General features: G+C 71.7%; 19 protein-coding genes, 3 tRNA genes and 1 riboswitch. Of the genes, 12 read left to right on the forward strand and 10 right to left on the reverse strand.

The features are described from left to right. Positions 1-36: 36 nt before the first annotated feature. Entirely contained in the window at positions 37-1,089 is a 1,053-nt protein-coding gene (locus DVK44_RS10205; protein WP_228447591.1) for an LLM class flavin-dependent oxidoreductase, read from the reverse strand. Between the two features lie 303 nt (positions 1,090-1,392). Here DVK44_RS10205 and DVK44_RS10210 point away from each other — a divergent pair, with 303 nt between their 5' ends. From DVK44_RS10210 to DVK44_RS10225, 4 genes are all read left to right on the forward strand, one after another. Further along, complete coding sequence (locus DVK44_RS10210) at positions 1,393-2,412, forward strand: D-2-hydroxyacid dehydrogenase (RefSeq protein WP_114659386.1); 1,020 nt, start codon at positions 1,393-1,395, stop codon at positions 2,410-2,412. Next, a complete protein-coding gene (locus DVK44_RS10215; protein ID WP_114659387.1) occupies positions 2,405-3,859 on the forward strand; it encodes an amidase in 1,455 nt (484 codons plus the stop codon). The genes DVK44_RS10210 and DVK44_RS10215 overlap by 8 nt, the downstream gene beginning before the upstream one ends. Positions 3,860-4,120: 261 nt before the next feature. Next, on the forward strand, positions 4,121-4,879 hold the full coding sequence (locus tag DVK44_RS10220; RefSeq protein ID WP_114659388.1) for an IclR family transcriptional regulator: 759 nt from the start codon (positions 4,121-4,123) through the stop codon (positions 4,877-4,879). A 102-nt stretch (positions 4,880-4,981) separates the two neighbouring features. Further along, positions 4,982-5,055: transfer RNA gene (locus tag DVK44_RS10225), tRNA-Lys, on the forward strand. Between the two features lie 62 nt (positions 5,056-5,117). Here the strand turns inward: DVK44_RS10225 and DVK44_RS10230 are convergent. The 3 genes from DVK44_RS10230 to DVK44_RS10240 all read right to left on the reverse strand — a co-directional run bounded on the left by DVK44_RS10230 (position 5,118) and on the right by DVK44_RS10240 (position 9,088). Further along, a complete protein-coding gene (locus tag DVK44_RS10230; protein WP_114659389.1) occupies positions 5,118-5,597 on the reverse strand; it encodes a phospholipase in 480 nt (159 codons plus the stop codon). Positions 5,598-5,987: 390 nt separating this feature from the next. Next, positions 5,988-7,517, reverse strand: a complete 1,530-nt coding sequence (locus tag DVK44_RS10235; RefSeq protein ID WP_408055304.1) for an SPFH domain-containing protein — start codon at positions 7,515-7,517, stop codon at positions 5,988-5,990. A 14-nt stretch (positions 7,518-7,531) separates the two neighbouring features. Further along, positions 7,532-9,088, reverse strand: coding sequence for a peptidoglycan-binding protein (locus tag DVK44_RS10240; protein ID WP_114659391.1), 1,557 nt, complete (start codon positions 9,086-9,088; stop codon positions 7,532-7,534). A gap of 183 nt (positions 9,089-9,271) precedes the next feature. Between DVK44_RS10240 and DVK44_RS10245 the strand changes: the two genes are divergently transcribed. The 7 genes from DVK44_RS10245 to DVK44_RS10275 all read left to right on the forward strand — a co-directional run bounded on the left by DVK44_RS10245 (position 9,272) and on the right by DVK44_RS10275 (position 16,505). Next, positions 9,272-9,345: transfer RNA gene (locus DVK44_RS10245), tRNA-Lys, on the forward strand. 595 nt (positions 9,346-9,940) lie between these two features. Further along, on the forward strand, positions 9,941-11,929 hold the full coding sequence (locus DVK44_RS10250) for a glycosyltransferase family 2 protein (RefSeq protein ID WP_114659392.1): 1,989 nt from the start codon (positions 9,941-9,943) through the stop codon (positions 11,927-11,929). Further along, the gene (gene glxA / locus DVK44_RS10255) at positions 11,926-13,881 is read left to right on the forward strand and encodes a radical copper oxidase GlxA (protein ID WP_114659393.1); all 1,956 of its coding nucleotides are present in this window, start codon (positions 11,926-11,928) and stop codon (positions 13,879-13,881) included. The genes DVK44_RS10250 and glxA overlap by 4 nt, the downstream gene beginning before the upstream one ends. An 82-nt stretch (positions 13,882-13,963) precedes the next feature. Further along, the gene (locus DVK44_RS10260; protein ID WP_114659394.1) at positions 13,964-14,278 is read left to right on the forward strand and encodes a hypothetical protein; all 315 of its coding nucleotides are present in this window, start codon (positions 13,964-13,966) and stop codon (positions 14,276-14,278) included. After that, on the forward strand, positions 14,260-14,673 hold the full coding sequence (locus DVK44_RS10265) for a PIN domain-containing protein (protein ID WP_114659395.1): 414 nt from the start codon (positions 14,260-14,262) through the stop codon (positions 14,671-14,673). Before DVK44_RS10260 ends, DVK44_RS10265 begins: the two co-directional genes overlap by 19 nt. Positions 14,674-14,756: 83 nt before the next feature. Next, positions 14,757-14,846: riboswitch (ZMP/ZTP riboswitch) on the forward strand. Positions 14,847-14,944: 98 nt separating this feature from the next. Further along, positions 14,945-16,234: a serine hydroxymethyltransferase gene (locus tag DVK44_RS10270; protein ID WP_114659396.1), complete on the forward strand. Its 1,290-nt coding sequence runs from the start codon at positions 14,945-14,947 to the stop codon at positions 16,232-16,234. Between the two features lie 194 nt (positions 16,235-16,428). Continuing rightward, positions 16,429-16,505: transfer RNA gene (locus DVK44_RS10275), tRNA-Trp, on the forward strand. A 10-nt stretch (positions 16,506-16,515) separates the two neighbouring features. Here the strand turns inward: DVK44_RS10275 and DVK44_RS10280 are convergent. From DVK44_RS10280 to DVK44_RS10305, 6 genes are all read right to left on the reverse strand, one after another. Next, on the reverse strand, positions 16,516-17,190 hold the full coding sequence (locus tag DVK44_RS10280; protein ID WP_114659397.1) for a hypothetical protein: 675 nt from the start codon (positions 17,188-17,190) through the stop codon (positions 16,516-16,518). A 139-nt stretch (positions 17,191-17,329) separates the two neighbouring features. Then, entirely contained in the window at positions 17,330-18,373 is a 1,044-nt protein-coding gene (locus DVK44_RS10285) for a glycoside hydrolase family 6 protein (protein ID WP_114665034.1), read from the reverse strand. A 119-nt stretch (positions 18,374-18,492) separates the two neighbouring features. Beyond that, the gene (locus DVK44_RS10290; protein ID WP_114665035.1) at positions 18,493-19,350 is read right to left on the reverse strand and encodes a class F sortase; all 858 of its coding nucleotides are present in this window, start codon (positions 19,348-19,350) and stop codon (positions 18,493-18,495) included. 107 nt (positions 19,351-19,457) lie between these two features. Next, positions 19,458-20,201 (reverse strand): hypothetical protein, encoded by a 744-nt coding sequence (locus tag DVK44_RS10295; RefSeq protein ID WP_228447070.1) that lies wholly within the window; start codon positions 20,199-20,201, stop codon positions 19,458-19,460. 135 nt (positions 20,202-20,336) lie between these two features. Further along, positions 20,337-21,116, reverse strand: coding sequence for an HAD-IIA family hydrolase (locus DVK44_RS10300; protein WP_114659398.1), 780 nt, complete (start codon positions 21,114-21,116; stop codon positions 20,337-20,339). Positions 21,117-21,170: 54 nt separating this feature from the next. Then, a complete protein-coding gene (locus DVK44_RS10305; RefSeq protein ID WP_114659399.1) occupies positions 21,171-22,676 on the reverse strand; it encodes an ROK family transcriptional regulator in 1,506 nt (501 codons plus the stop codon). Between the two features lie 58 nt (positions 22,677-22,734). Between DVK44_RS10305 and DVK44_RS10310 the strand changes: the two genes are divergently transcribed. After that, positions 22,735-23,853: a Gfo/Idh/MocA family oxidoreductase gene (locus tag DVK44_RS10310; protein ID WP_114659400.1), complete on the forward strand. Its 1,119-nt coding sequence runs from the start codon at positions 22,735-22,737 to the stop codon at positions 23,851-23,853. Positions 23,854-23,906 lie beyond the last annotated feature (53 nt).

The raw sequence follows: 23,906 nt of genomic DNA on the forward strand, positions 1-23,906 counted from the left end.
GTTCACGCCCGCGCCACTCCGTCGGCGCGGCCCGCGTCACTCCGTCGGCAGGCCGTACGCGTCCGCGATCAGGTCATAGCTGCGCAGCCGCGTCGCGCCGCCGTGGGAGTTGGCCGTGAGCATCAGCTCGTCGGCTCCGGTGCGCTTCTGAAGGTCGTTCAGGCCCTCGCGCACGGCGTCCGGGGTGCCGTGGACGATGTTGGTGAGCCAGCCGTCCACGAAGTCCCGCTCCATGGCGGTGTACGGGTACGCCGCGGCCTCCTCCGGCGTCGGGATGAGCCCGGCGCGGCCGGTGCGCAGCCGGAGCATGGACAGGGCGCCGGTCAGCACCTGCGCGCGGGCCTCGGCCTCGTCGTCGCAGGCCAGGGCAGCGACGCCGATCAGCGCGTACGGCTCGGCCAGTACCGAGGAGGGGCGGAAGGACTCGCGGTAGAGGTCCAGCGCGGGGACGGTGTTCTGCGCGGAGAAGTGGTGCGCGAAGGCGAACGGCAGCCCCAGCGTCCCCGCCAGCCGCGCGCTGAAGCCGGAGGAGCCGAGCAGCCAGACCGGCGGGCGGCCGGGCGGCCCCTGCACCGGTCCGGGCACCGCGTGGATACGGGAGTAGGGGTGGCCGTCCGGGAAGTCGTCGTCCAGGAAGCGGATCAGCTCGGCGAGCTGCTGCGGGAAGTCGTCGGCGCCCTCGTTCAGCCGCTCGGAGCGGCGCAGCGCGGCGGCCGTCGCCCCGTCGGTGCCCGGCGCGCGGCCGAGGCCCAGATCGACGCGGCCCGGGGCGAGCGCCTCCAGGGTGCCGAACTGCTCGGCGATCACCAGGGGCGCGTGGTTGGGGAGCATCACCCCGCCGGAGCCGAGCCTGATGCGCTCGGTGTGCGCGGCGAGATGCGCGAGGATCACCGCCGGGGAGGACGACGCGACGCCCGGCATGGAGTGGTGCTCGGCGACCCAGTGGCGGTGGTAGCCCCTGCGCTCGGCGAGCCGGGCCAGCTCTGCGCTCGTCCGGAGCGCCTGGGCGGCGGTGGAGCCGCTGCCCACGGTGACCAGGTCCAGTACGGACAGGGGTACGGGTGCGGTGCCGCGCGTCACCCCCCGGATCGCGTCGTCCGTGCCGGCCGCACCGGTCGCGTCTCCCGTGTTCTCCGGGACGTCCGTGCCTTCCGTGCCTTCCGTGCCGTTCTCCGTGGTGCCCCGGCTCGCCTCGTCCACCTGTTCAAACCCTCCGCGCGTCGCGTTGCGTACAGTCCAGGCACAACAGGAGGGGTACTCCGGTTATTCCCGGCCGGACCTTTCCGGCCCGGCCACGCCGGGCCGGGCCGCTTGTTGACGTTGGCCGGAGCCGGGTGCGAGCGTGGTCGATCGTCACCTCTCCGACGTCGCACGGCGGAAGGGCTCATCCATATGCCGTCATCGCAGCCCGAAACCCGTTCCGGCCGCCCTGTCCACGCCGCCCGGCCGGACCTCCCCACGCTCCTCGTGCTCGAAGCGGACCCCGCCGCCGGCAAGCCGTCCCCGCGCCTGGGCCGGCTCACCGGCCGGGCCCGGATCCGTACCACCGACGCGGCCGGGCTCGCCGCCGAACTGCCGGCCGCCGACGCCCTGCTGGTCTGGGACTTCACCTCGGAGGCCGTCCGGGACGCCTGGCCGGGCGAGGGCCCGAGGCCGCGCTGGGTGCACACCGCGAGCGCCGGGGTGGACCGGCTGCTCTGCCCCCCGCTGGTCGCCTCCGACACGGTCGTGACCAACGCCCGGGGGATCTTCGAGGAGCCGATCGCCGAGTACGTGGCCGCCCTGGTGCTCGCCATGGCGAAGGATCTGCCCGGCACGCTGGACCTCCAGCGGCAGCGGCGCTGGCGCCACCGCGAGGGGCTGCGGGTCGCGGACAGCCGCGCCGTCGTGATCGGCTCGGGCCCGATCGGCCGGACCGTGGCCCGTACGCTGCGCTCCCTCGGCGCGACCGTGGCAGTCACGGGGCGTACGGCCCGCCCCGGGGTGTACGGCGCCGACCAGCTGGACCGGCTGGTCACCCGGGCCGACTGGGTGATCGGCGCGGCGCCGCTCACGGACGCGACCAAGGGGATGTTCGACGCCCGGCTGTTCGGGCTGATGCAGCCCTCGGCGCGCTTCATCAACGTGGGGCGCGGCGGGCAGGTCGTGGAGAGGGACCTCGCGGCGGCCGTGTCGAAGCGGTGGATCGCGGGCGCGGCGGTCGATGTCTTCGAACACGAGCCGCTGGACGCCCGGAGCCCGCTGTGGGACGTGCCGGGACTGATCGTCTCCCCGCACATGAGCGGTGACACGGTGGGGTGGTGCGACCGTCTGGGTGAACAGTTCGTAGAGCTTTACGGACTTTGGTCGGCCGGAAAGCCCCTACTCAACGTGGTGGACAAGAAACGTGGGTACGTCCCCATGCATGACTGATCACACACTTCTCACCGACTTGACCCGACTCTCCGCACATCAGCTGCTGGCCGGCTACGCGCGCGGCGACTTCTCCCCCGTCGACGCGGTCCGGGCCGTGCTGGACCGGATCGACACGGTCCAGCCGCTGGTCAACGCGTTCGTACGGATCGACTCCGGGGCGGCGCTCGACGCGGCCGAGAAGTCGGCCGCCCGGTGGCGGAACAAGGAGCCGCACGGACTGCTGGACGGGGTGCCGGTGTCCGTGAAGGACCTCTTCCTCCAGAGCGGCGGCCCCACCCTGCGCGGTTCACGGACCGTACGGACGGCCGGCGCCTGGGCCGAGGACGCCCCGGCGGTGGCGCGGCTGCGCGAGCACGGCGCGGTGCTCGTCGGGAAGACGACGACGCCGGAGTTCGGCTGGAAGGGCGTCACGGACTCCCCGCTGAACGGCGTGACGCGCAATCCGTACGACCTCTCCCGCACCTCCGGCGGGTCCAGCGGGGGCAGCGCGGCGGCGGTGGCGACGGGCGCGGCTCCGCTGTCGATCGGGACGGACGGCGGCGGCTCGGTCCGTATCCCGGCGTCCTTCTGCGGGATCTTCGGTTTCAAACCCACGCACGGGCGCGTACCGCTGTATCCGGCCGGACCGTTCAGCACGCTCGCGCACGCCGGTCCGATGGCGCGGGACGCGGCGGACGCGGCGCTGTTGCTGGATGTGATCAGCGGCCCCGACTGGCGCGACTGGTCCCAGCCCGCCCCGGCCGCGCCGCTCACCTCCACGCTCACGGACGGCGTGAACGGCGTGAAGGGGGTGCGGATCGCCTACTCCCCCTCCTTCGGAGGGCAGGTGGCGGTCCGGCCGGCGGTGGCCTCGGCGGTACGGCGGGCGGTGGAGCGGCTCGCGGAGCTGGGCGCGTACATCGAGGAGGCCGATCCGGACATCACCGATCCCGTGGAGACCTTCCACACCCTGTGGTTCGGCGGCGCGGCCCGGCTGGTGCAGCCGTACGGCGAGGACCGGCGGGCGCTGCTCGACCCGGGGCTGCGGGAGATCGCCGCGGCGGGCGAGCGGTACAGCGCGCTGGACTATCTGAAGGCGGTGGACGCGCGGATGGAGCTGGGGCGGCGGCTGGGCAGGTTCCACGCGTCGTACGACCTGCTGGTCACCCCGACGCTGCCGATCACCGCGTTCGAGGCGGGCCGGGAGTCGCCGCCCGGCGCGCGCGGGGTGCCGGGCTCGCGCAGTTCGGGGCAGCGCCGGTGGACGACGTGGACACCGTTCACGTACCCGTTCAATCTGACGCGGCAGCCGGCCGCGACCGTGCCGTGCGGGGTGGACGGGGACGGGCTGCCGATCGGGGTGCAGCTGGTCGCGGCCCGGCACGGCGACGCGCTGGTGATGCGCGCCGCGCACGCGCTGTACGAGGCGGGGGCGGCCCGGATCCCGGAGCCCGCGCTCCGCTGAGCGCCAAGAAAAATCCTCGCGCCCGCCCGGCGCGGGCAAACCTACTCGCGGGTTACCCGCGCGGCGCTCCGGTTCCCGCCCGCACGGCTCTGACCTCACACTCTGTTGAAGTGGTATGCGTCTGGCATATGCCAGCGTAGTGCGGCCCAGTACAGGGGCCCTGGGCCGCACCTGGATCCGTGGTCCACAGCGGCCCCGTCGCGGTCCCCCGGCGGCTATCGTGGTCCGTGAGCTTGCGGTCACAACCTGCTAGGGGGAACCGTGGTGCTGAAGCCGGAGCCGACCGCGCCCTTCCACTCGGTGCGGTACGTCCTGCGCGTACTGGAGACCGTTTCCAAGTACGGCGGCGGCGTCACGGACACCCAGATCGCCCGCGAGAGCGGACTGCCGGCCGGTCATCTCGTCCCCCTGCTGTCGATGCTGCGCCGCGAGGGATACGTGGAGCGGGTCCCGGACGGCGCGTATGTGATCGGCGACTCGCTCGCGCTGCTCGGCTCGGGCGCCGACCGGAAGCAGGCGCTGGCCGCCCGGGTGCGGGACAGCCTCGACGAGCTGCGCGACACCGTGGGCGCGGCGGTCTACGTCAGCCGCTACATCGACGGGGAGATCCGGGTCACGGAGGTCTCCGACGGCCCGCTCACCCCCGCGGTCAACGAGTACGTGGACTTCCGCGCGACCGGCCACGCCAGCGCGATCGGCAAGTGCCTGCTGACCCAGCTGGACCACCACGGCCGCAAGGACCATCTGGCCCGGCACCGGATCGCCCGGTTCACCTCGCGGACGATCACCAGCGAGCAGCTGCTGCTCTCCCGGCTGGACAGCCAGCCGGCGACCATGCCCGTACTGGACCTCCAGGAGTACGCGCTGGGCACGGTCTGCGCGGCGGTCCCGCTGACGGCGGGGGCCACGGTGGGCTGCCTCGCGCTCTCCCTCCCGCTGGACAACATGCACCGGCTGCGCGCGGCGGCGGAGACGCTGAACCGCAGCGCGGCCCCGATGGCGCTGGCCCTGACGATCTAGGACCTGCCCCCCTAGGACCGGGACCGGACCAGGACCGGGACGACGGCGTGGGTGCTGGTCCCGAGCACCCCGGAACAGCGGGTATTATTTTCGAGTCAGCAGGCGCCGCTAGCTCAGTTGGTTAGAGCAGCTGACTCTTAATCAGCGGGTCCGGGGTTCGAGTCCCTGGCGGCGCACCGACAGGGTGAGGCCCCTCGTGAGAACGAGGGGCCTCACTTTTTTCCGTGCGGGGTCCCGATTACGCCGCTGTCCCGTTCGCCGGGGAGACCCCGAAGATGTCGACCGCCTTGTAGTACGTCCACGCCGTGCTGGTGCACGAGACCTTCGTCGCGCCCGAGTACGCGGCGCACACCCGCTTCAGGTCCTCGTAGAAGGCCGAGTCGAGCCGGGCCTTGTTGGCGCTGAACGTGCCGGCCGCCTTGTAGTTGCGGTAGCCGAAGTCATGGCGGGCGCAGGAGTTCTTGAAGGGGAAGCCGAAGGGGTTGTCGGGGGACTTCGAGCAGTAGTCGGTGGACCAGTCGAACCCGTACGCCGACCACGCGCCCGGGTTGGCCCGAGCGGCCGCCCAGGCGTTGTAACTGGCGGCGCTGGTCTGCGTCCAGGAGCTGAGCACCTGCGGCTTGTCGGCGGGGGCGGCATGGGCCTGAGTGCTGGTCAGCAGGACGGCGGGGAGCGCGAGTGCCGCGGATATGAGGGAGAGCGACAGGCTTCTGCGCATGACGGAAAACCTCCGGGCGGAAGTGGGGGGATGGGGACGCGAAGGGGGAATCCGGGTGGAACAGGGGAAAGATGGGGGAAATCTGGGGGAACTGTCGGGGATACGTCGCTCCCCGCCCGGGACGGCGCGGAGCGACCACAGCGCGAACCACACAGTCACCGCAAGGTTCTACGCGCGGTGACCGTCGTCGAAATGGTCCCCCACAATCCGGTGGGGGCAAACCCCTCCGACACCGAACTCCCCAATAAACATGGCTTGTTACCGACACAGGAGCCCCGGGGTTCACCCGGGGCTCACTCGTGGTTCACGCCATTGCGCGCGGCCCGGGGAGCGGCGCCCCGCCCGGCACCCCGCCCGGAGCCCCACCCGGCGCCCCGCCCGGACCCGGTCTCACAGCCGCTCGCCGCCCCCCTGACGGCCCGTGTAGAACGCGACGGTGAGGTCCTTGACCAGCGCCTTGCGCTCGTAGTCGTCCAGTTCGACCAGCCCGCGCGAAGTCAGCCTGCCGACCGTGTCGTCCACCGCGTCCACCACCGAGGTCAGCACGCTGTCCCGGTGCTGGGCGTCGATCGCCGCGATCCGGCTGCGCTGCATGGCCGCGGCGATCTCCGGGGCGTACTCGATCCGGGTCGGCTGCGCGGAGAAGACGTCGATCCCCACCGGCAGGCACTCCGCCGACAGCAGCCGCGTCAGCGCGTCACCCACCGCCTCGGCGTCGCGCAGGGTCGGCGCCTCGTCGTGGAACGCGTCGGCGGGCAGCTGCGAGAGGACCCGCGCCATCGCCGCCTCCACCTGCTCCCGCAGATACTCCTCGTGGTCCTGGACGCCGAGGGCCGCGCGTACGGTGTCCCCGACCCGCCAGATCACCAGCACGACGACGCGCAGCGCGGTGCCGTTCGAGTCGACCGCAGGCATCGGCTCGCTGCGCCAGTGCCGCAGCCGTACGTCCACGCCCCGGCGCAGCAGCAGGGGGCTCATCCAGAGCAGTCCCGTACGGCGCACGCTCCCCCGGTAGTCGCCGAAGAGCGTCAGCACCCACGCCTGGCCGACCCGGCCGCGGCCCAGTCCGCCGAAGGCGAGGAGCGCGACGGTCAGACCGACCGCGAGCAGCACCCAGAGCCCGGCCCCGACGCCCGGCCCGTGGTACGGGCGCGACGGCAGCCGGAGCGCGCCGCTCACCCCCGCCGGCAGCGCCCCCGCCCACCACACCGCTGCCGCGCACCCGAGCAGCGCGGCGGTCCCGGTGAGGACGGCGGCCCAGCCGGGGAGCGCCGGCCCCGGCCGCTCGGCCAGCCTGGGATCGCAGGGCGGCGCGGCGCGCGGCGGCCGGACGGGGGCCGGCGCGGGCGCCCGTACCCACTCCCGCACCCGGGGCTGCTCGCCGGTGCCCCGGCGCCGTCCGATGACGGTGGACCGGGCGGGGCCGCCGGCCGCTTCGAGGGCGTCGGCCTCGTCACGGAAGAGAAGATGGACGGGGATCTCCTGGGTGGCCTCCCCCACGATGAGCGGGTTCCAGCGGGGCAGCTGACCGCTGTTGACGCGTCCGTCGCCGTTCGCCGGACCGAAGGACGCGGCGGATACGGCGGGGGCGGCGATCACCGCAGGTACGTCGGGAATGGATGCGGGGACGGTGACCGTCGAAGGAACAGCGGGCCCGGCCTCCACCACGGCCTCGGTCTCCGGTTCGGGCTCGCGTTCGGATTCGCGTTCATATGCGCGTTCCGGCTCGCGTTCGCGTTCGACGACCGGCTCGGGCGGCGCCTCGGCCGGCTCCACCGGGTGCGTCGGCTCCGCCACCTCCGCCGCCGGATCCCGCACCAGCACTCCGTACCCGGCGTCCGCCGGGGACGACTCGGGCCGTACGACGAACACGCCCCGCAGGTCGGGCACGTCGTCGTTCGATTGCGAGGTCGTCGTCATCCTTCTTGCCTCCGTCATGCGAAGAGTCGCCGCCAGGTCTGCGGGCCGGGGTAGCCGTCGGCCTCCGCGCCGCGCCAGCCCTGCGCGCGTTGGAACGCCTCGACATTGCGCCGGTCCGCCTCGGTCCATCGCGTTCCCGGGCCCGAGACGTAGTGCTTGCCGAAGCCCTTGCGCACGAGCTGCCGGCCGAGTTCGGCGACGTACGCGCTGGAGCGGCCCGGCCGGAAGTGCCCGGCGCCGGGAAACGCCGACGCCTTCGCCCCGGCGCTCACCTGCGTACCCCTGCCGCCCTGCGCGCCGGGACCAGCACCGGCACCGCCCGCGAGTCCGGCTCCCGCTCCCGGTCCGGCCGCAGGTGCTGCGCCCGCGCCCGCCGGCGGGATGTCCTTGCCCAGCCCCTTCACCAGATACCGCCAGGTCTCCGGGCCCGGCAGCCCGTCCGCCTCCGCGCCGCGCCAGCCCTGCGCGAGCTGGAACGCCTGGGTGGCCCGCCGGTCCGCCTCGCCCCAGCTCGGCCCGGGGCCCTGGGTGTAGAAGCGCCGGCCGCCGCGCTCGACCAGCATCTGGCCGAGCTGTGTGACGTACTTGTTGTGCGCGCCGGGACCGAAGGCCGACGCCCCCGGATACGTGGCCGACGCGCCGGTGCTGGTCGGCTTGCCGGCGCCGGTCCCCGTACCCGTACCGGTGTCCGGGCCCTTGCCGTCGGTGTCGTCCGTCACCCCCTTGTAGCGGTACGGCACGTAGCGGCTGGAGTTGCTCCAGTACGCCATGGGCGTGGCCTGCGCGCGGGTGTACGGCTTGGTCTGCTCGTAGGCGACGTACGACGCGTGCGTGTAGTCGGTCCAGCCGCCGAAGATCGTGACGTGGGAGCCCTTGTTGGGGTCGGCGGGGTTGTGGAAGAGCAGCATGTCGCCGGGCTGGAGTTCCTCGCGGTCGATTTTCACCCCGTACTCCGCGAGGCTGCCCGTCCATTCGTTGCTCCCGAGGTTCCAGGCCATCGAGACATAGCCGGAGCAGTCCTGGCGGTACCCGTCCGACCAGTACTTCTCCATGCTGTACGGCACCTGCGCGTCCACCCACCGCTTGGCCCGGTTGATGATGTCGGCGCGGGTGGACTTACGGAGCTGCCCCGAAGGCGAGCTGGAGCCGGGGCCCGGCAGCGGGCGGCCGTGGAGGGGGCCGCTGCCGCCCTGCGGGGTGTCCGGGTCGGGAGCGGCGGGCAGCGCCACCGCGTCGATCCGGTCGGCGATGTCCGGCAGGCCCACCGTGTCGATCCGGTCGGCCGTGTCCGGCAGCCCCACCGCGTCGAGCTGGGACAGGCCCGCCGGTGTCCCCGTCGGCGTCCCCGCCGGAAGGCCGGCCGCCTGCGCCGCGTGGGCACCGGCCCCCGGCGTGCCGAACGCGACCCCGGCGGCGGTCGCCAGGACGAGCGCCCTGCGCACGCCGTGCGCGGCCGGGTGACCGCCCGCGCGCACCGGCAGCCCTCTGGCCAGATCCCGACGGCGCTCCGCGCACCCCGCGCAGGCGCAGTCGAGAGCGGGCTCGTACTCCTCGAAGACCGGGACGGTCATGCGATCCCCTCCACACTCATCAAGATCTTTGGGCGCGATGGCACGGGCGTCAGTGTCTCAACTGTCCAGACAATTCGCATTTTGACGGATCAAAGGTAAGAAAAGACAATCCGACAGGCCGCAACACCCATCAAATGGTCGGAGCCATCTACCGCGATCGGGTAGAGTTCTCCAGGTCAGCAGGCGCCGCTAGCTCAGTTGGTTAGAGCAGCTGACTCTTAATCAGCGGGTCCGGGGTTCGAGTCCCTGGCGGCGCACGCACAGCGAAAGCCCCCTCACCTCACGTGAGGGGGCTTCGCGCATTCCTTCGACGCCGGGCCGGCCATCACCGCACACCCCGGCACCCAGGGGCACTCCACGACACCGGAGCGTCCCCACCGGGAAGCTTTACGACATCCACGGCATACCGCCCCACACCGCTTCGCGCGTTTGAAACCCGTGAGGCGTGGCGCATGGTCGCCACGACATCCATCACACATGCGTCACACCAGGCGCTCAAATCGCCCAAATGACCGACATTCGGCCTTTTTCTTCCTTGCGATCACGCCGGGGGTCGGACAACCTATCCTGAACTCATTGACTCCAATGGGTTATGCGGTCCGAACAGTTCCGAACAGTTGGACAGGGCACGAGGAGACGTTCCGGCGGCGAGGCCCGCCGGGGCAGGGGGACCTCCGTGCCACGCGTGGCCGCCGTCACAGGTCCGTATGCAACCGGACGGCCGCTGTTTCCTGTCCACTCCGGACAGGGGACGCAATGGACGCGTCCGGAGCGACGGTCGAGGGCGACCGGCCCGGACGGACGAACCGATCGACCAGACACGCAGCGAAGTGCGTGCGGGGGGATGGACTCATGGCGTCGACGCCGGACGGCGACCCGCAGGACAACGACGTTTCACGGACCACTCAGCTCCGGCTTCCCCCGCAGCTCAGAAGGGGCGGAGCGAGAGCGCGGCAGAAGAAGGCCGAGCTGCCCCGGTACGACTACGAGCACTACAGCCGGCTCGCGGGACCGCTGACGCGCCCCGACCCGTCGAAGCCGTACCGCGTGCAGTACCGCTCGCTCCTCTCCCAGGAGCCGCACCGCGTACGGGCGGCGCTGCTGCTCGGCGCCGCGCCGCTGCTCTCGCTCGGGCTCTTCGTCTGGCTGATGCAGCCGCAGCACTGGACCGAGCGCGACCCCAACCTCCAGAACGACACCCTGCTCGTCCTGGACATCGTCATGCTCGTCTCGATCGGTCTGATCGAGCTGTTCCGGACGATGAACGTGCTGTCGAACGCGCACGCGACGCTGGTGGCCCGCGACCCGATCCCCGTCATCCCCGAGCCCGACACCCGGGTGGCCTTCCTCACCTCCTTCGTCCCGGGCAAGGAGCCCCTGGAGATGGTGACGAAGACGCTGGAGGCCGCGGTCAAGATCCGGCACCGCGGGCTGATGCACGTCTGGCTGCTGGACGAGGGCGACGACCCGGCCGTCAAGGAGGTCTGCGCCCGGCTCGGCGTCCACCACTTCTCCCGCAAGGGCATCGCGAAGTGGAACATGGCCAAGGGCCCGCACCGCGCCAAAACCAAGCACGGCAACTACAACGCCTGGCTCGACGCGCACGGTGACCACTACGACTACTTCGCCTCCGTGGACACCGACCACATCCCGATGCCCAACTATCTGGAGCGGATGCTCGGTTACTTCCGCGACCCGGACATCGGCTTCGTCATCGGCCCGCAGGTCTACGGCAACTACGACTCGTTCGTCACGAAGGCCGCCGAGTCGCAGCAGTTCCTCTTCCACGCGCTGATCCAGCGCGCGGGCAACCGCTACGGCGCGCCCATGTTCGTCGGTACGAGCAACGCCGTCCGGATCAAGGCGCTCAAGCAGATCGGCGGGCTGTACGACTCGATCACCGAGGACATGGCCACCGGTTTCGAGATCCACCGCCACAAGAACCCGGCCACCGGCCGCAAGTGGCGCTCCGTCTACACCCCGGACGTGCTGGCCGTCGGCGAGGGCCCCAGCGCCTGGACGGACTTCTTCACCCAGCAGCTGCGCTGGTCGCGCGGTACGTACGACACGATCCTCCGGCAGTACTGGCGCGGCTTCACCACGCTCCCGCCGGGCAAGCTCTTCAACTACACGATGATGATCATCTTCTACCCGATGTCCGCCCTCAACTGGATCCTGGCCGCGCTGAGCTGCGCGCTGTTCCTGGGCATGGGCGCCTCGGGTGTGCAGATCGACCCGACGATCTGGATGATGCTGTACGGGAACGCCTCCGCCCTCCAGATCGGCCTCTACATCTGGAACCGCCGCCACAACGTCTCGCCGCACGAGCCCGAGGGCTCCGGCGGGCTGGCGGGGATGGCGATGTCCGCAATGTCAGCGCCGCTCTACGCCCGGTCGCTGATGGACGCCGTACTGAACCGCAAGAGCAAGTTCGTGGTGACGCCGAAGGGCGACTCGTCCAGCCCGGACACGCTCTCCGGCACGTTCCGGATCCATCTCTTCTTCATCGTGATCTTCGGCGGGTCGATCGTCGCGTCGTTCTTCAACGGGCACTCCCACCCGGCGATGGTCATCTGGGCCTCGCTCGCGATGCTGATCACGGCGGCGCCGATCATCGTGTGGCGGCTCGGTATGCGCGAGGAGAAGAAGAAGCGGCGGCGGGCGCGGTCTCCGCGGCACCAGGGGCCGCCTCAGGGCACGCCCGGCGGGCCACCGGCGGGCGGACCCCTCCCGCACACCGCGCCCCTCCCGGTCACCCACGACCAGACACAAGCACAGACATCAGCACCGACGTCGGCACCGACGTCCGCACAGATTTCCCTTGGGGGACGTAAGAAATGAGTGCGATTCCCGTCCGGCAACAGAACCATCGCAAGAACCGCGCGCGGCGCATCGCGATAGGCGCCGCCGTCGTGGTCGCGGTTGCCGGGTTCAACGGACCCGCCCTCTACCGGTTCAGCTCGCAGCAGTACCACGAGTACAAGATCAACCGGGCCGACTACAAGGCGGAGAACGGCCACTGGGACTTCCTCGACGTCCCGGCCCGGTTCCGGATCAACTCGATCCACGCCTCGCTGCTGCACACCGGCAAGGTGCTGCTGATAGCCGGCTCCGGGAACAACCAGAAGAACTTCGACGCGGGCAAGTTCGAGTCCGTGCTCTGGGACCCGGTGAAGAACACGTACAAGATGATCCCCACCCCCAAGGACATGTTCTGCTCCGGGCACACCCAGCTGCCCGACGGGAACCTGCTGGTGGCGGGCGGTACGAAGCGGTACGAGAAGCTCCAGGGCGATGTCACCAAAGCGGGCGGCCTGATGGTCGTCCACAACGAGGACCCGGACAAGCCGATGACCCTGCCCGCAGGCACGGTCTTCACCGGCAAGAAGAACGGCAAGACGTTCGTCTCCAAGGACCCGGTCCTCGTCGAGAAGGCCGAGAAGATCTTCGACCCGGACACGGGCGAGTTCCTCCGTACGGAGGCGGGTCTCGGCCGTATCTACGTCGAGGCGCGGGAGTCCGGCGCGAAGTACGAGACCGGCGCCGAGGACAACTACCGGGTCCAGGGCATGAAGGGCTCCGACGCCCGCAATGTGTACGGCATCGCCCAGAAGCTGGCGCTGGACAAGAAGGACTTCCAGGGCATCAGGGAGGCGTACGAGTTCGACCCGGTCGCGGAGAAGTACATCACCGTCGACCCGATGAACGAGGCGCGCTGGTACCCGACGCTCACCACGCTCAAGGACGGCAAGGTCCTGGCGATGTCCGGCCTGGACGAGATCGGCCAGATCGTGCCCGGCAAGGACGAGATCTACGATCCGGAGACGCGCGGCTGGGAGTACACCGGGATCATCCGGAAGTTCCCCACGTACCCGGCGGTCTTCCTGCTGGACAGCGGCAAGCTCTTCTACAGCGGCTCCAACGCGGGATACGGGCCGGCCGACGTCGGCCGCGATCCCGGCGTCTGGGACCTGGAGACCAACAAGTTCAGCAAGATCCCCGGGCTGAGCGACCCCGACAAGATGGAGACCTCCGCGACGGTCATGCTGCCGCCCGCGCAGGACCAGAAGTTCATGGTCATCGGCGGTGGCGGGGTCGGCGAGTCGAAGAAGTCCAGCGAGAAGTCCCGGCTGGTCGACCTGAAGGACCCCGAGCCCCGCTTCAAGGACGGCCCGAGCCTCGACAAGGGCACCCGCTACCCGAGCGCCTCCCTGCTGCCGGACGACACGGTGCTGGTCACCGGCGGCTCCGAGGACTACCGGGGGCGCGGCGGCTCCAACGTCCTCCAGGCCCGTACGTACGATCCGGCGACCGGCACGTACACCCGCCTCGCGGACCCGGCGGTGGGCCGCAACTACCACTCGGGCTCGGTGCTGCTGCCCGACGGCCGGGTCATGATCTTCGGCTCGGACTCGCTGTACGCGGACAAGGCCAACACCAAGCCGGGCGTCTTCGAGCAGCGCATCGAGATCTACACGCCGCCGTATCTCTACCGCGACTCCCGCCCCGAACTCACCGGTGGCCCCAAGGAGATCGAGCGCGGCGGCACGGCCGTCTTCAAGGCGGCGGACCCGGCCTCGATCAAGACGGCGAAGCTGATGCGCCCGAGCGCGGTCACCCATGTGACGGACGTGGAGCAGCGCTCGATCGCGCTGGACCTGAAGAAGACGAAGGACGGCATCGAGATCACGGTCCCGAAGAACACGGCCCTGGTCCCGGCCGGCTGGTACATGCTCTTCGTGACGGACGAGAAGGGGACGCCGTCGGAGGCGGTGTGGGTGGACATCCCGTAGCGCACGGGGCGGGGCGGGAGACGAGCACCCTGCCGGAGAGGGAGAACGGACCACTTTCCTACTCGTTTGATAAAGTCGGCCCATGAGTGATTCTCCCTCTCCTCCTCCCCCTCCCACCCCTTCTCCGTACAGCGTCGGAGAAGGCCCCGCGACAAGAGTCAGCCTCTCCCTGCCGGAGGGCACGGCAGAGGCGATCCGCCGGCGCGTCGGCAAGCGTGAATTCTCGGCGTTCATCACCCTGGCGGTCGAGCGCGAGCTGCGCGGTCAGATCCTGGACGAGTACCTGGCCGACTACGAGCGCCGGAAGGGGCCGGTCTCGGAAGCGGAGCAGGAGCGGGCGCGCCGGGTGTTCGACGAGGTGTTCACGGAGGAGAGCCAGTGGCCCGCCGCAAGCTGAGCCACGAGGGCACGCTCGTCCTCGACTGCGAAGGACTGTCGAAACTCGTCTCCGACGACGAGCCCGCGGTCGCCCTGGTCTCCGAGGCGCGCAGACGTGGCATGGAGGTGGTGATCAGCGCATTGACCATCATCGAAGCCGCACACCGCCGTACGGACAAGGCGCGGCTCGCCTGGATCCTGTCAGGTGTGCGGATCGTCCACATCGGCGACGAGGAGGCGAAGGCGGCCTCGGAGCTGCTGATCAGCACCGGACTCCACGGTCACAAGTACGCCATCGACGCCACCGTCGCCGAGATGGCGCTGCGGCAACAGCGCCCGGTCGTCATGCTCACCTCGGATTCCGACGACATGACGAAGCTCTGCGGCAATCAGGTACGGGTCGTGGCTGTATAGCCGTGCTCGGCGCGGCGGAGGTACGGGTCCGTGGATGCGCGGCCGTGATCGGCGCGGAGCGGTGGCCCCCGGCTATGCTGGCCGGGACGCGCGGCGACTGGCGCACGGGGAAGTGACCCCGGGGAAGCCGCGCGGGCCGAGCACACGGGGTGCCGCCCGCCTGGGCACCTACGGGACATGTCCCGTACGGGTGCGCGGCGGGGCAGGTGGCCGGGCACCCGGGACGGGACGACGACCGAACGATACGGATCGCGCCCCCGGAGGCCCCACAATGACAACAACGCCCGCAACAACTCCCGTTCCCACTCCCCACCCCACCCTCTCGGCCGCCGACCCCGAACTGGCGGCGCTGATCGGGGCGGAGGAGCGGCTCCAGTCCGACACGCTGCGGCTCATCCCGAGCGAGAACTACGCGTCGAGCGCGGTGCTGGAAGCGTCCGGCACCGTCCTCCAGAACAAGTACAGCGAGGGCTACCCGGGCCGCCGCTACTACGAGGGCCAGCAGATCATCGACCAGGTCGAGCGGCTCGCGGTGGCCCGCGCCAAGGCCGTCTTCGGCGTCGAGCACGCCAATGTGCAGCCGTACTCCGGCTCCCCGGCGAACCTCGCCGTCTACCTCGCCTTCGCCCGGCCCGGCGATACGGTCATGGGCATGGCGCTGCCGATGGGCGGCCACCTCACCCACGGCTGGAGCGTCTCGGCGACGGGCTCGTGGTTCCGGGGCGTCCAGTACGGCGTACGGGCGGACACCGGCCGGATCGATCTCGACGAGGTGCGCGACCTGGCGCTCAAGGAGCGGCCGAAGATCATCTTCTGTGGCGGTACGGCTCTCCCCCGGACGATCGACTTCGCGGGCTTCGCGGAGATCGCCCAGGAGTCCGGCGCCGTCCTGGTCGCCGACATCGCGCATATCGCCGGCCTGATCGCGGGCGGCGCGCACCCGTCGCCCGTCCCGTACGCGGACGTCATCTCGACGACCACGCACAAGACCCTGCGCGGCCCGCGCGGCGCGATGCTGATGTCGCGCGCGGAACACGCCAAGGCGCTCGACAAGGCGGTCTTCCCCGGCCTCCAGGGCGGCCCGCACAACCAGACCACCGCCGCCATCGCCGTCGCCCTGCGCGAGGCCGCGGCGCCGTCCTTCCGCGACTACGCCCACGCGGTCGTCGCGAACGCCGCCGCCCTGGCCGACGCACTGCGGGCCCGAGGCTACGACCTGGTCTCCGGCGGCACCGACAACCACCTGATCCTGATCGACCTCACGGCCAAGGACGTCCCGGGCAAGACGGCGGCGAAGGCCCTCGACCGCGCGGGCATCGTCGTCAACTACAACACCGTCCCCTACGACCCCAGGAAGCCCTTCGACCCCTCCGGCATCCGCATCGGCACCCCGTCCCTCACCTCCCGCGGCCTGTCCACGGAACACATGGCAACGGTCGCGGAGTGGCTCGACCGAGGCATCACGGCGGCGAAGACAGACAACGAGGCCGCCCTCCTCGAACTCCGCACCGAGGTAGCCGACCTCCTGTCGGCATATCCGGCCCCGGGCCTGCCGGTCTGACGCGGGGGCCGCGGTCCGGGTGCCCGGTCCGGCGGGATCTCGTACGGGATCCCGCCGGACCGGGCCGCCCTCCCGGGGCTCGTGTCAGCGCCGTAGCTCCGACAGCTCCTCGTCGCCGAGACGGCGGTGGGCCCCACCGCCCGGGAAAACCCGTGGCAGTGGCGGTGTTGGCCGTGTGAGAGTGGCGGCAGCGAAGGGGCGTAGCTCAGTTGGCCAGAGCGCCGGTCTCCAAAACCGGATGCCGCAGGTTCGATTCCTGCCGCCCCTGCCAGTTCGGAGTCTCAGAAGAACCCGCCCGGGCCGCCGCCCATGCCGTGGCCGCCTGGACCGCCGAACCCGGGGCCGCCGTGGTGGAAGGTGTTCAGCAGGGAGTCCGCCAGGAGGAGGCCGCCGAAGCCTGCCGCGCCCGCTACGAGGGCGGTCTTCCACCATGGGGTGCTGTACCAGCCGCCGGGTACGGTGCGGCCGGCGACGGTGCCGCCCGGGAAGTAGTACGGGGTGGTGGCGCCCTGGGCGGCGGAGGGGGTGTAGGTGCGGCCGTCGACCGTGACCGTGCCGCCCTGGCCGACCGTGATCGGTGTCGGGAGTTCGGGGCCGGGGTCCAGGCCGAGGGCGGTGCGGGCCGCGCGGAGGTGGTGGAGGCCCTCGGTGGCGGTCTGGACGACCAGGGCGTACTGGGCGGAGCCGTACGCGGTGGCCAGTTGGGCCTGTGCGGCGCGGTGGCGTTCGGCGGCGTCGGCCAGCGACTGGGCGGCGGCCCGGCTGCCGCGCGCCTCCAGCGTGGAGAGCCCGCCGCCGAGCCGGTCCACCCAGCTGTGGGCCTCCACCTCGGCGTCCCGCGCGTCGGTGACCGTACCCGCGCCCGGGCCCGGTGGGGTGTTTCCGGTCCGGGCCCGCTGTGTGAAGAGGATCGCCCCGCCCACGATCATGGCCAGCAGAAGCACGATCACGACCATCGCTCGTTCCCTCCGGAGTGTCACGGGCCATCAGCCACCGGGGGCCGTCGACCCCCGTGGCTCCATGGCACACCGGCCCCCTTTGAGGGGCCTGTGAACCCGCTTCGGGTGGGCTGAGCGCACCGAGCCCGCGCTCCCCCTACTTGGCGTTCCGCGCCAGGCCCAGGGCGTACTCCTCGTACCAGTCGCCCGCCTTGGGGCCGCCCTTGCAGTCGCCGTCGGATTCGCCGGGGCGCTTGATCCAGAGATACGCCTTCACCAGGGGGTCGGAGGTCTGTGTGGTGGGGCGCTCGCCCAGGGCGCGGCCCGGGGGGTTGCACCAGTTCTCGGCCGGATCGCCCCCGGTGTAGGGGCCGTTGCCGTTGCGGCTGGTGTCGATGACGAAGGGCTTGCCGCCGACCTTGGCGGAGAGGCGCTTCCCGAAGTCCGCACTCGCTTTCGTGGGGTAGAAGTTGGACACATTGACGGAGAATCCGTCGGCCGCGGCGATGCCGGCGCGCTGGAGCGGCTCGAAGAGCGTGTCCGGCGACTGCCAGCCGGCGTTGCCCGCGTCGAGGTAGACCGTGGTGGCGGGCTGCTGCTTGAGACGTTCGACGGCGCCCTTGAGCAGGTCGTACCGCTCCTCGTGGAACTCCTGGGGGGTGCAGCCGTCCACCAGGTGCAGCACGGCGTCGGGCTCCAGGATCACCGTGGTACGGCGGTCACCGATGCCCTTGGCGACCTTGTCGACCCACGTCCGGTACTCATTGCCGTCCGCGGCGCCGCCCCTGGAGAACTGGCCGCAGTCGCGGTGCGGGACGTTGTAGAGGACCAGCAGGGCCTCGCGGTCGGCCGCGGCCGCCGCTTCGGTGAAGCCCTTGGCCTGTTCCTCGGGGGTGTCGGGGGATATCCACTCCCCGACCGGCTGTTCCGCGATCTTCTTGATCAGCTCGGCGTTCTCGTCGTCGCCCTTGCCCACATACGCGGCGACCTGCCGGGCCGCGTTCCCGTCAGGGTTCACCCAGAACGGGTCGACCGCCTTGGGCTGCTGGCTGACCGGCGGGGCCTTCTTCTTTCCGTCTGCCTCGCCGTCCTCCTTCGACGAACAGCCCGCCACCAACAGGACCACCCCCGTCGCGGCCATCGCCGTACGGACGAACCCGCCCGCGCGCACGCGACCCCGGCCGGGATAACTGCCGTACATCCGCTCCCCCTTGGTGCACTGTTCCACGTTGCCGCATGACCACCCCCGACCGGACCCTCCCGGCTTTCGTCAATCCTGGCATACCGGGCCCGGCGGCCACGGGTCCTGTGGAAAACCACTCAGCGGCCGGCCGCGGCGGGGGTCGCAGACGGGGAGACCGGCGCCGCGGGGGTCGCTGCCGCGGGGGTCGCCGTCGGGGGATTCGCGGGCGTGACCGGTTCGCGTACGCCGGTCAGATACGCGGAGACCACCACGTTCGCCGTGTACGCACGCGCCTTGCGGTCAAACGTTCCGCCGCAGGTGATCAGCCGCAGCTCGGCGCGGTTCTTCACGCGCGGGCCGTAGACCTTCTTCGCGTCGAAGCGGTCGAGGGGAACGACCCGTACGTCCTCGATGGTGAACTCAGCGATCCGCCCGTCGGCCCTGGTCACCCGGACCTTCCCGCCGGGCTTGGCGGCGCTCAGCCCGTAGAACACGGCGGCGTCCTCCGCCGTGTCGACATGCCCGACCAAGAGGGCCGCGCCCGCCGCGCCCGGCTCCGCGCCGTCGCCGTACCAGCCGACCGTGTCCGGTGTCCCGTACGGCGGCGGGTCGACCGCGCCCGTGGCATCGAGGCCGCGGGCGACGACGGGCGCGGCGATGCCGAGGGACGGGATCTCGACCCTGCGCGGGGTCGGGGCCCGGTCCGGGCCCGAGTTCGCCGCTCGCACGTCGGGCAGCGGGGCCCGAGCGGACGGCAGCGCCGCCGCCACGAACGGGCGGCCCACCGCCGCGACATCCCCGGTGGTGGGCAGGGACTGCCCGCGGGGCACGCCCGGTCCGTCGCCGGGGCCCGTGCCGGGGCCGGTCCCGAGGCCGTGGCCCCAGAACCAGAGCCCGAGCAGGAGGACGGCCCAGGCCGCGCCCGCGCTGGTGAACAGCCGTCGGGTTGCCCCATGGGCTCGGGGGGAGCCATGGGTTCCGGTGGAACCGGTGATTCCGGTGGAACCGGTACCGTCGCGGCCCGTTGAGCCCGTACGGAAACGGCCTCCGAAGCGGACTCGAAAGCGGCGGCGTGCCCAGCGGCGTCCGATCCGCACGACGGTCAGTCCGCGTCGCGCGCCGACGTGCGCTGCCGTCGCACGCTCCTGAACGCGACGGTCACCGCCGCCACGCCCGCCAGCACCAGCCCGATCACCGCGTGCTGGGTACCGGGACCACTGCCACCGCCGGTCTCGGCCGCGGCCTCCGTCGCGGCTGTCGTCGTCGCCGTACCGCCGCCTCCGGCGTGCACCGGCGCGTACGGAGTGGGGCGGTGCTCGGAGCGTTCGTGGTCGGAGCGCCGTTCGTGATCGGGCCGTTCGTGATCGTTCCGCTGGCCTTCTGGTCTGTGGCCCTCGGTCCGGCGGCCCTCGCCGCGCCCGGCGGGCGGCCCTGACCCCCTGCCGACCTCGAAGCTCCCGGCCGCCACATGGTCGCGGCCGTCACAGGTGACGCTGATCTCCTGCCGTCCCCGCGCGGCGTCCGGTTTGACGTCGACGTGTCCGCGCAGCGGGATGACGTAGTTGGGGTTTCTGGCGACTTCGGCCTGATCCTGGTTGTACTCCTCGCCGAAGGCACGGCGCGCGAGATCGGCGGCCGAGGTGAAGGCCCGGGACGTGGCCGTGGCCGTCTGGGCCTTGCAGCCCTCGACCTGGACCTCGACCCTGCCCCCCGGCTGGATGGTGGACGGTTTGACGGTGACCCGTACGGAGTCGTCGGCTTGGGCGGCGGTGGTGCCGAGGGCGGGCGCGGTCACCAGGACAGTGACCACGCTCGCGGCACGGAGAGCGAGCAGAGCAGAGCGCATCGTTAACCTCCTGGACCGAGACTCACCCGCGCGGGCGGTTTTCGCATCCGGAGCGCGCCGTCACCGGCGCGTCGTCACCCCGTACACCCCGCTGACGTGCTGTGACGTACGTCGGATGACGTGCCGGTACGCGGGTCAGACGCGGTCGATGAGATCGGCGATCGAGTTCATGACCCGGGACGGCCGGAAGGGGTAACGGTCGATGTCCGCGTGGGTCGTGACCCCGGTCAGCACGAGGAAGGTCTCCATCCCGGCCTCCAGCCCCGCCAGCACATCGGTGTCCATCCGGTCACCGATCATCGCGCTGGTCTCGGAGTGCGCGCCGATGGCGTTGAGCCCGGTCCGCATCATGAGCGGGTTGGGCTTGCCCGCGAAGTACGGTTCCTTGCCGGTCGCCTTCGTGATCAGCGCGGCGACGGCGCCGGTCGCGGGGAGCGGGCCCTCGGTGGAGGGGCCGGTCTCGTCCGGATTGGTGCAGATGAACCGCGCGCCGCCGTTGATCAGCCGGATCGCCCTGGTCAGGGCCTCGAAGCTGTACGTACGGGTCTCGCCGAGGACGACGTAGTCCGGCTCGTGGTCGGTGAGGATGTAGCCGATGTCGTGCAGCGCGGTGGTCAGACCCGCCTCACCGATGACATAGGCCGTGCCGCCGGGCCGCTGGTCCTCCAGGAACTTGGCGGTGGCGAGCGCGGACGTCCAGATGTTGTCCACGGGTACGTCGAGACCCATGCGGGACAGCCGGGCCTGGAGATCGCGCGGGGTGTAGATGGAGTTGTTCGTGAGGACGAGGAACGGCTTGCCCGACTCCCTCAGTCGCTTGATGAACTCGGCGGCGCCGGGGATCGGGACACCCTCGTGGATGAGGACGCCGTCCATGTCGGTGAGCCAGGACTCGATCGGCTTGCGCTCTGCCACTGGACTGTTCTCCGCTCTGCGGTGGCCAATAATGCACTGTCCGACACGCCCAGCCTATCCGGGTGTTCCCGGGGCGCGGAGAGGGCGTACGGAGCCGGCGTACGCGGTGGTGAAGCCGGCGGTCGACCCGGTGCTGAAGCCGGTGGTGGGCCCGGTGGTGAACCCCTGCCCGAAGAGCGGCGCCAGGATGAGCTGCGCGGCCCCCTCGGCCACCAGATGCGGGCCGCCCCCGGCGGCGCCGACAGGGACAGCGGTACCGATTGCCGTACGTGGCGCACGTCCGGCGACGGCCGCGCGCACCCCCCGGACGAAACGTTCCTCGTACGCGGCGACGGTACGGCCGCCGAGCAGTACGCGGTCAATGCCGAGGAGCCCGACGAGGTTCGCCGCACCGGCGCCGAGCACGCGCGCGGCCTCGTCCGGATCGCCGCGTTCGACGGCGGCGAGGCAGAGCGCCTCGATACAGCCGCGGTTGCCGCAGTCGCACGTACGCGGGGGCACGCGCGCGTGCCGGACGCTGGCGTCCGGCCGGGGTCCGTCCGTGGGCCATGGCCCGTCGGGCCCGTCGAGCTGAATGACCTGGTGGCCGAACTCGCCCGCGCCGGTACGCGCGCCGCGGTGAAGCGCGCCCCGGAGGACCAGGCCGGCGCCCAGGCCCGTACCGAAGTGCAGATACGCGAACGAGTCGCCGGCCCCACGCAGGGCGAGGGCGAGGGCGGCGGCGTTGGTGTCCTTGTCGAGCACGACGGGGAGCCCGAGACGGGCGGCGAGATCGTCGCGCAGGGGGTGGCCGGCCCACTGCGGAAAGCCGGTGACGCGGCCGAGGACGCCGGTGGCGTGGTCGAGCGGGCCCGGCATGGCGACGCCGACGCCGAGCAGATTCCCAACGGGAGCGGCAGGACCGGTTAAACCGGCGGGACCGGCGGGACCGGCGGGACCGGTAGAACCGGCGGGACCGGCAGGACCGGCGGGTCCAACGGGAAGCCCTCCGGCGCCGGAACCGCCACCAGCACGCCCGCCCGGGCCGGCCGCCCGCACCACCGCGGCCACCTGCGCCGCCAGCTCCCCCGCGACGCGCGCCGCACCCGCGCCCGTACCCGCGCCGAGGTCGAGCGGTGCGGTCCGTACGGCCACCGGCCCGCCCGCCAGGTCCACCAGCACCGCCGTCACCTCGTCCCGCTCCAGGTGCAGCCCCACCGCGTAACCGGCCGACGGGACCAGCCGCAGTACGGTCCGGGGCTTGCCTCCCGTGGACGCGCGGCGCCCGGCCTCCGCCACGAGGCCCTCCGTGCGCAACCTCGCCGTGATCTTGCTGACCGCCTGCGGGGTGAGCCCGGTGCGCTCGGCGAGTTCGAGCCGGCTGATGCCGCCCTCACCGGCCGTGCGCAGGAGGTCGAGCACCAGGGCGGCGTTATGACCGCGCAGCACCGGGAGGTTGGCACCGGCGCCGCTTCTGCGCGCGCCTGCCGCGCCTGCCGCGCCCGCCGCGCCTCTCGTCCCTGCGGTGCCCGCCGCTTCTGCCGCACCCGCTGTGCCCACCGCGTCTTTCGCATCTCGCATCGTCCCTGTATTGTGCCGCGCGCTTGCCCTTTGGCAACAGCGTTGCTTAAGTGGGCGCATGACTGGCACGACTGATACGCCCGGCGCTCCTTCCCCGCTGCGCGTCGGACTCATCGGCTACGGCGTCGCGGGCGCCTTCTTCCATGCCCCGCTGATCGCCGCCACCGACGGGCTGGTGCTGGACACGATCGTCACGTCCAGCGAGGAGCGGCGTGCGCGGGCGCGCGCCGAGTTCCCGGACGTACGGTTCGAGGTCGCGCCGGAGGCCCTGTGGAGCGCGGACCGGCCCGGAAAGCTCGACCTGATCGTCATCGCCTCCCCCAACAGGACCCATGTCCCCTTCGCGACCGCCGCCCTGAAGGCCGGTCTGCCCGTTGTCGTGGACAAGCCGCTCGCGGGCAGCGCGGCCGAGGCGCGCGAGCTGGCGGCGCTCGCGGAGGAGCGCGGACTGCTGCACTCCGTCTTCCAGAACCGCCGCTGGGACAACGACTTCCTCACGCTCACCCGGCTGATCGGCGCCGGCGAGCTGGGCGACGTACAGCGCTTTGAATCGCGCTTCGAGCGGTGGCGGCCCCAGCTCAAGGGCGGCTGGCGCGAGTCGGGCGCGGCGGAGGAGATCGGCGGGCTGCTGTACGACCTCGGCAGCCATGTCGTCGACCAGGCGCTGACGCTGTTCGGCCCGGCGGTACGGGTGTACGCGGAGGCGGACGTACGGCGGCCGGGCGCCGCGGCGGACGACGACACGTTCATCGCGATCACGCACGCGGGGGGCGTGCGCTCCCATCTGTACGTCAGCGCCACCGCAGCCCAGCTCGGCCCGCGCTTCCGGGTGCTGGGCTCGGCGGCGGGATACGTGAAGTACGGCCTCGACCCCCAGGAGGCGGACCTGCGCGCGGGTCTGCGGCCGGGCAGCGGGGTGGGCTGGGGCGTGGAGCCCGAGGCGCTGTGGGGCCGGATCGGCGCCGGGCAGTCGCCGCTGACGGGCGGCGGCAACCCGGTGGAGACCGAGCCGGGCGACTACCCGGCGTACTACGCGAACATCGCGAGCGCCCTGCGCGAGGGTACGGAACCGGCGGTGACGGTGCGCCAGGTGGCGGCGGCGCTCGATGTGCTGGAGGCGGCGGTGCGCTCGGCGCGCGAGGGTGTGACGGTGACGCTGGGGGACGGGGAGCAGTAAGGGGCCCGCGCGCAGGCGGCCCGCTTGGGGAGGGCCGCGCAGGGGGGCACTCC

The sequence above is a fragment of the Streptomyces paludis genome (genome assembly GCF_003344965.1).
In the GTDB taxonomy this organism is placed as follows: Bacteria; Actinomycetota; Actinomycetes; order Streptomycetales; family Streptomycetaceae; genus Streptomyces; species Streptomyces paludis.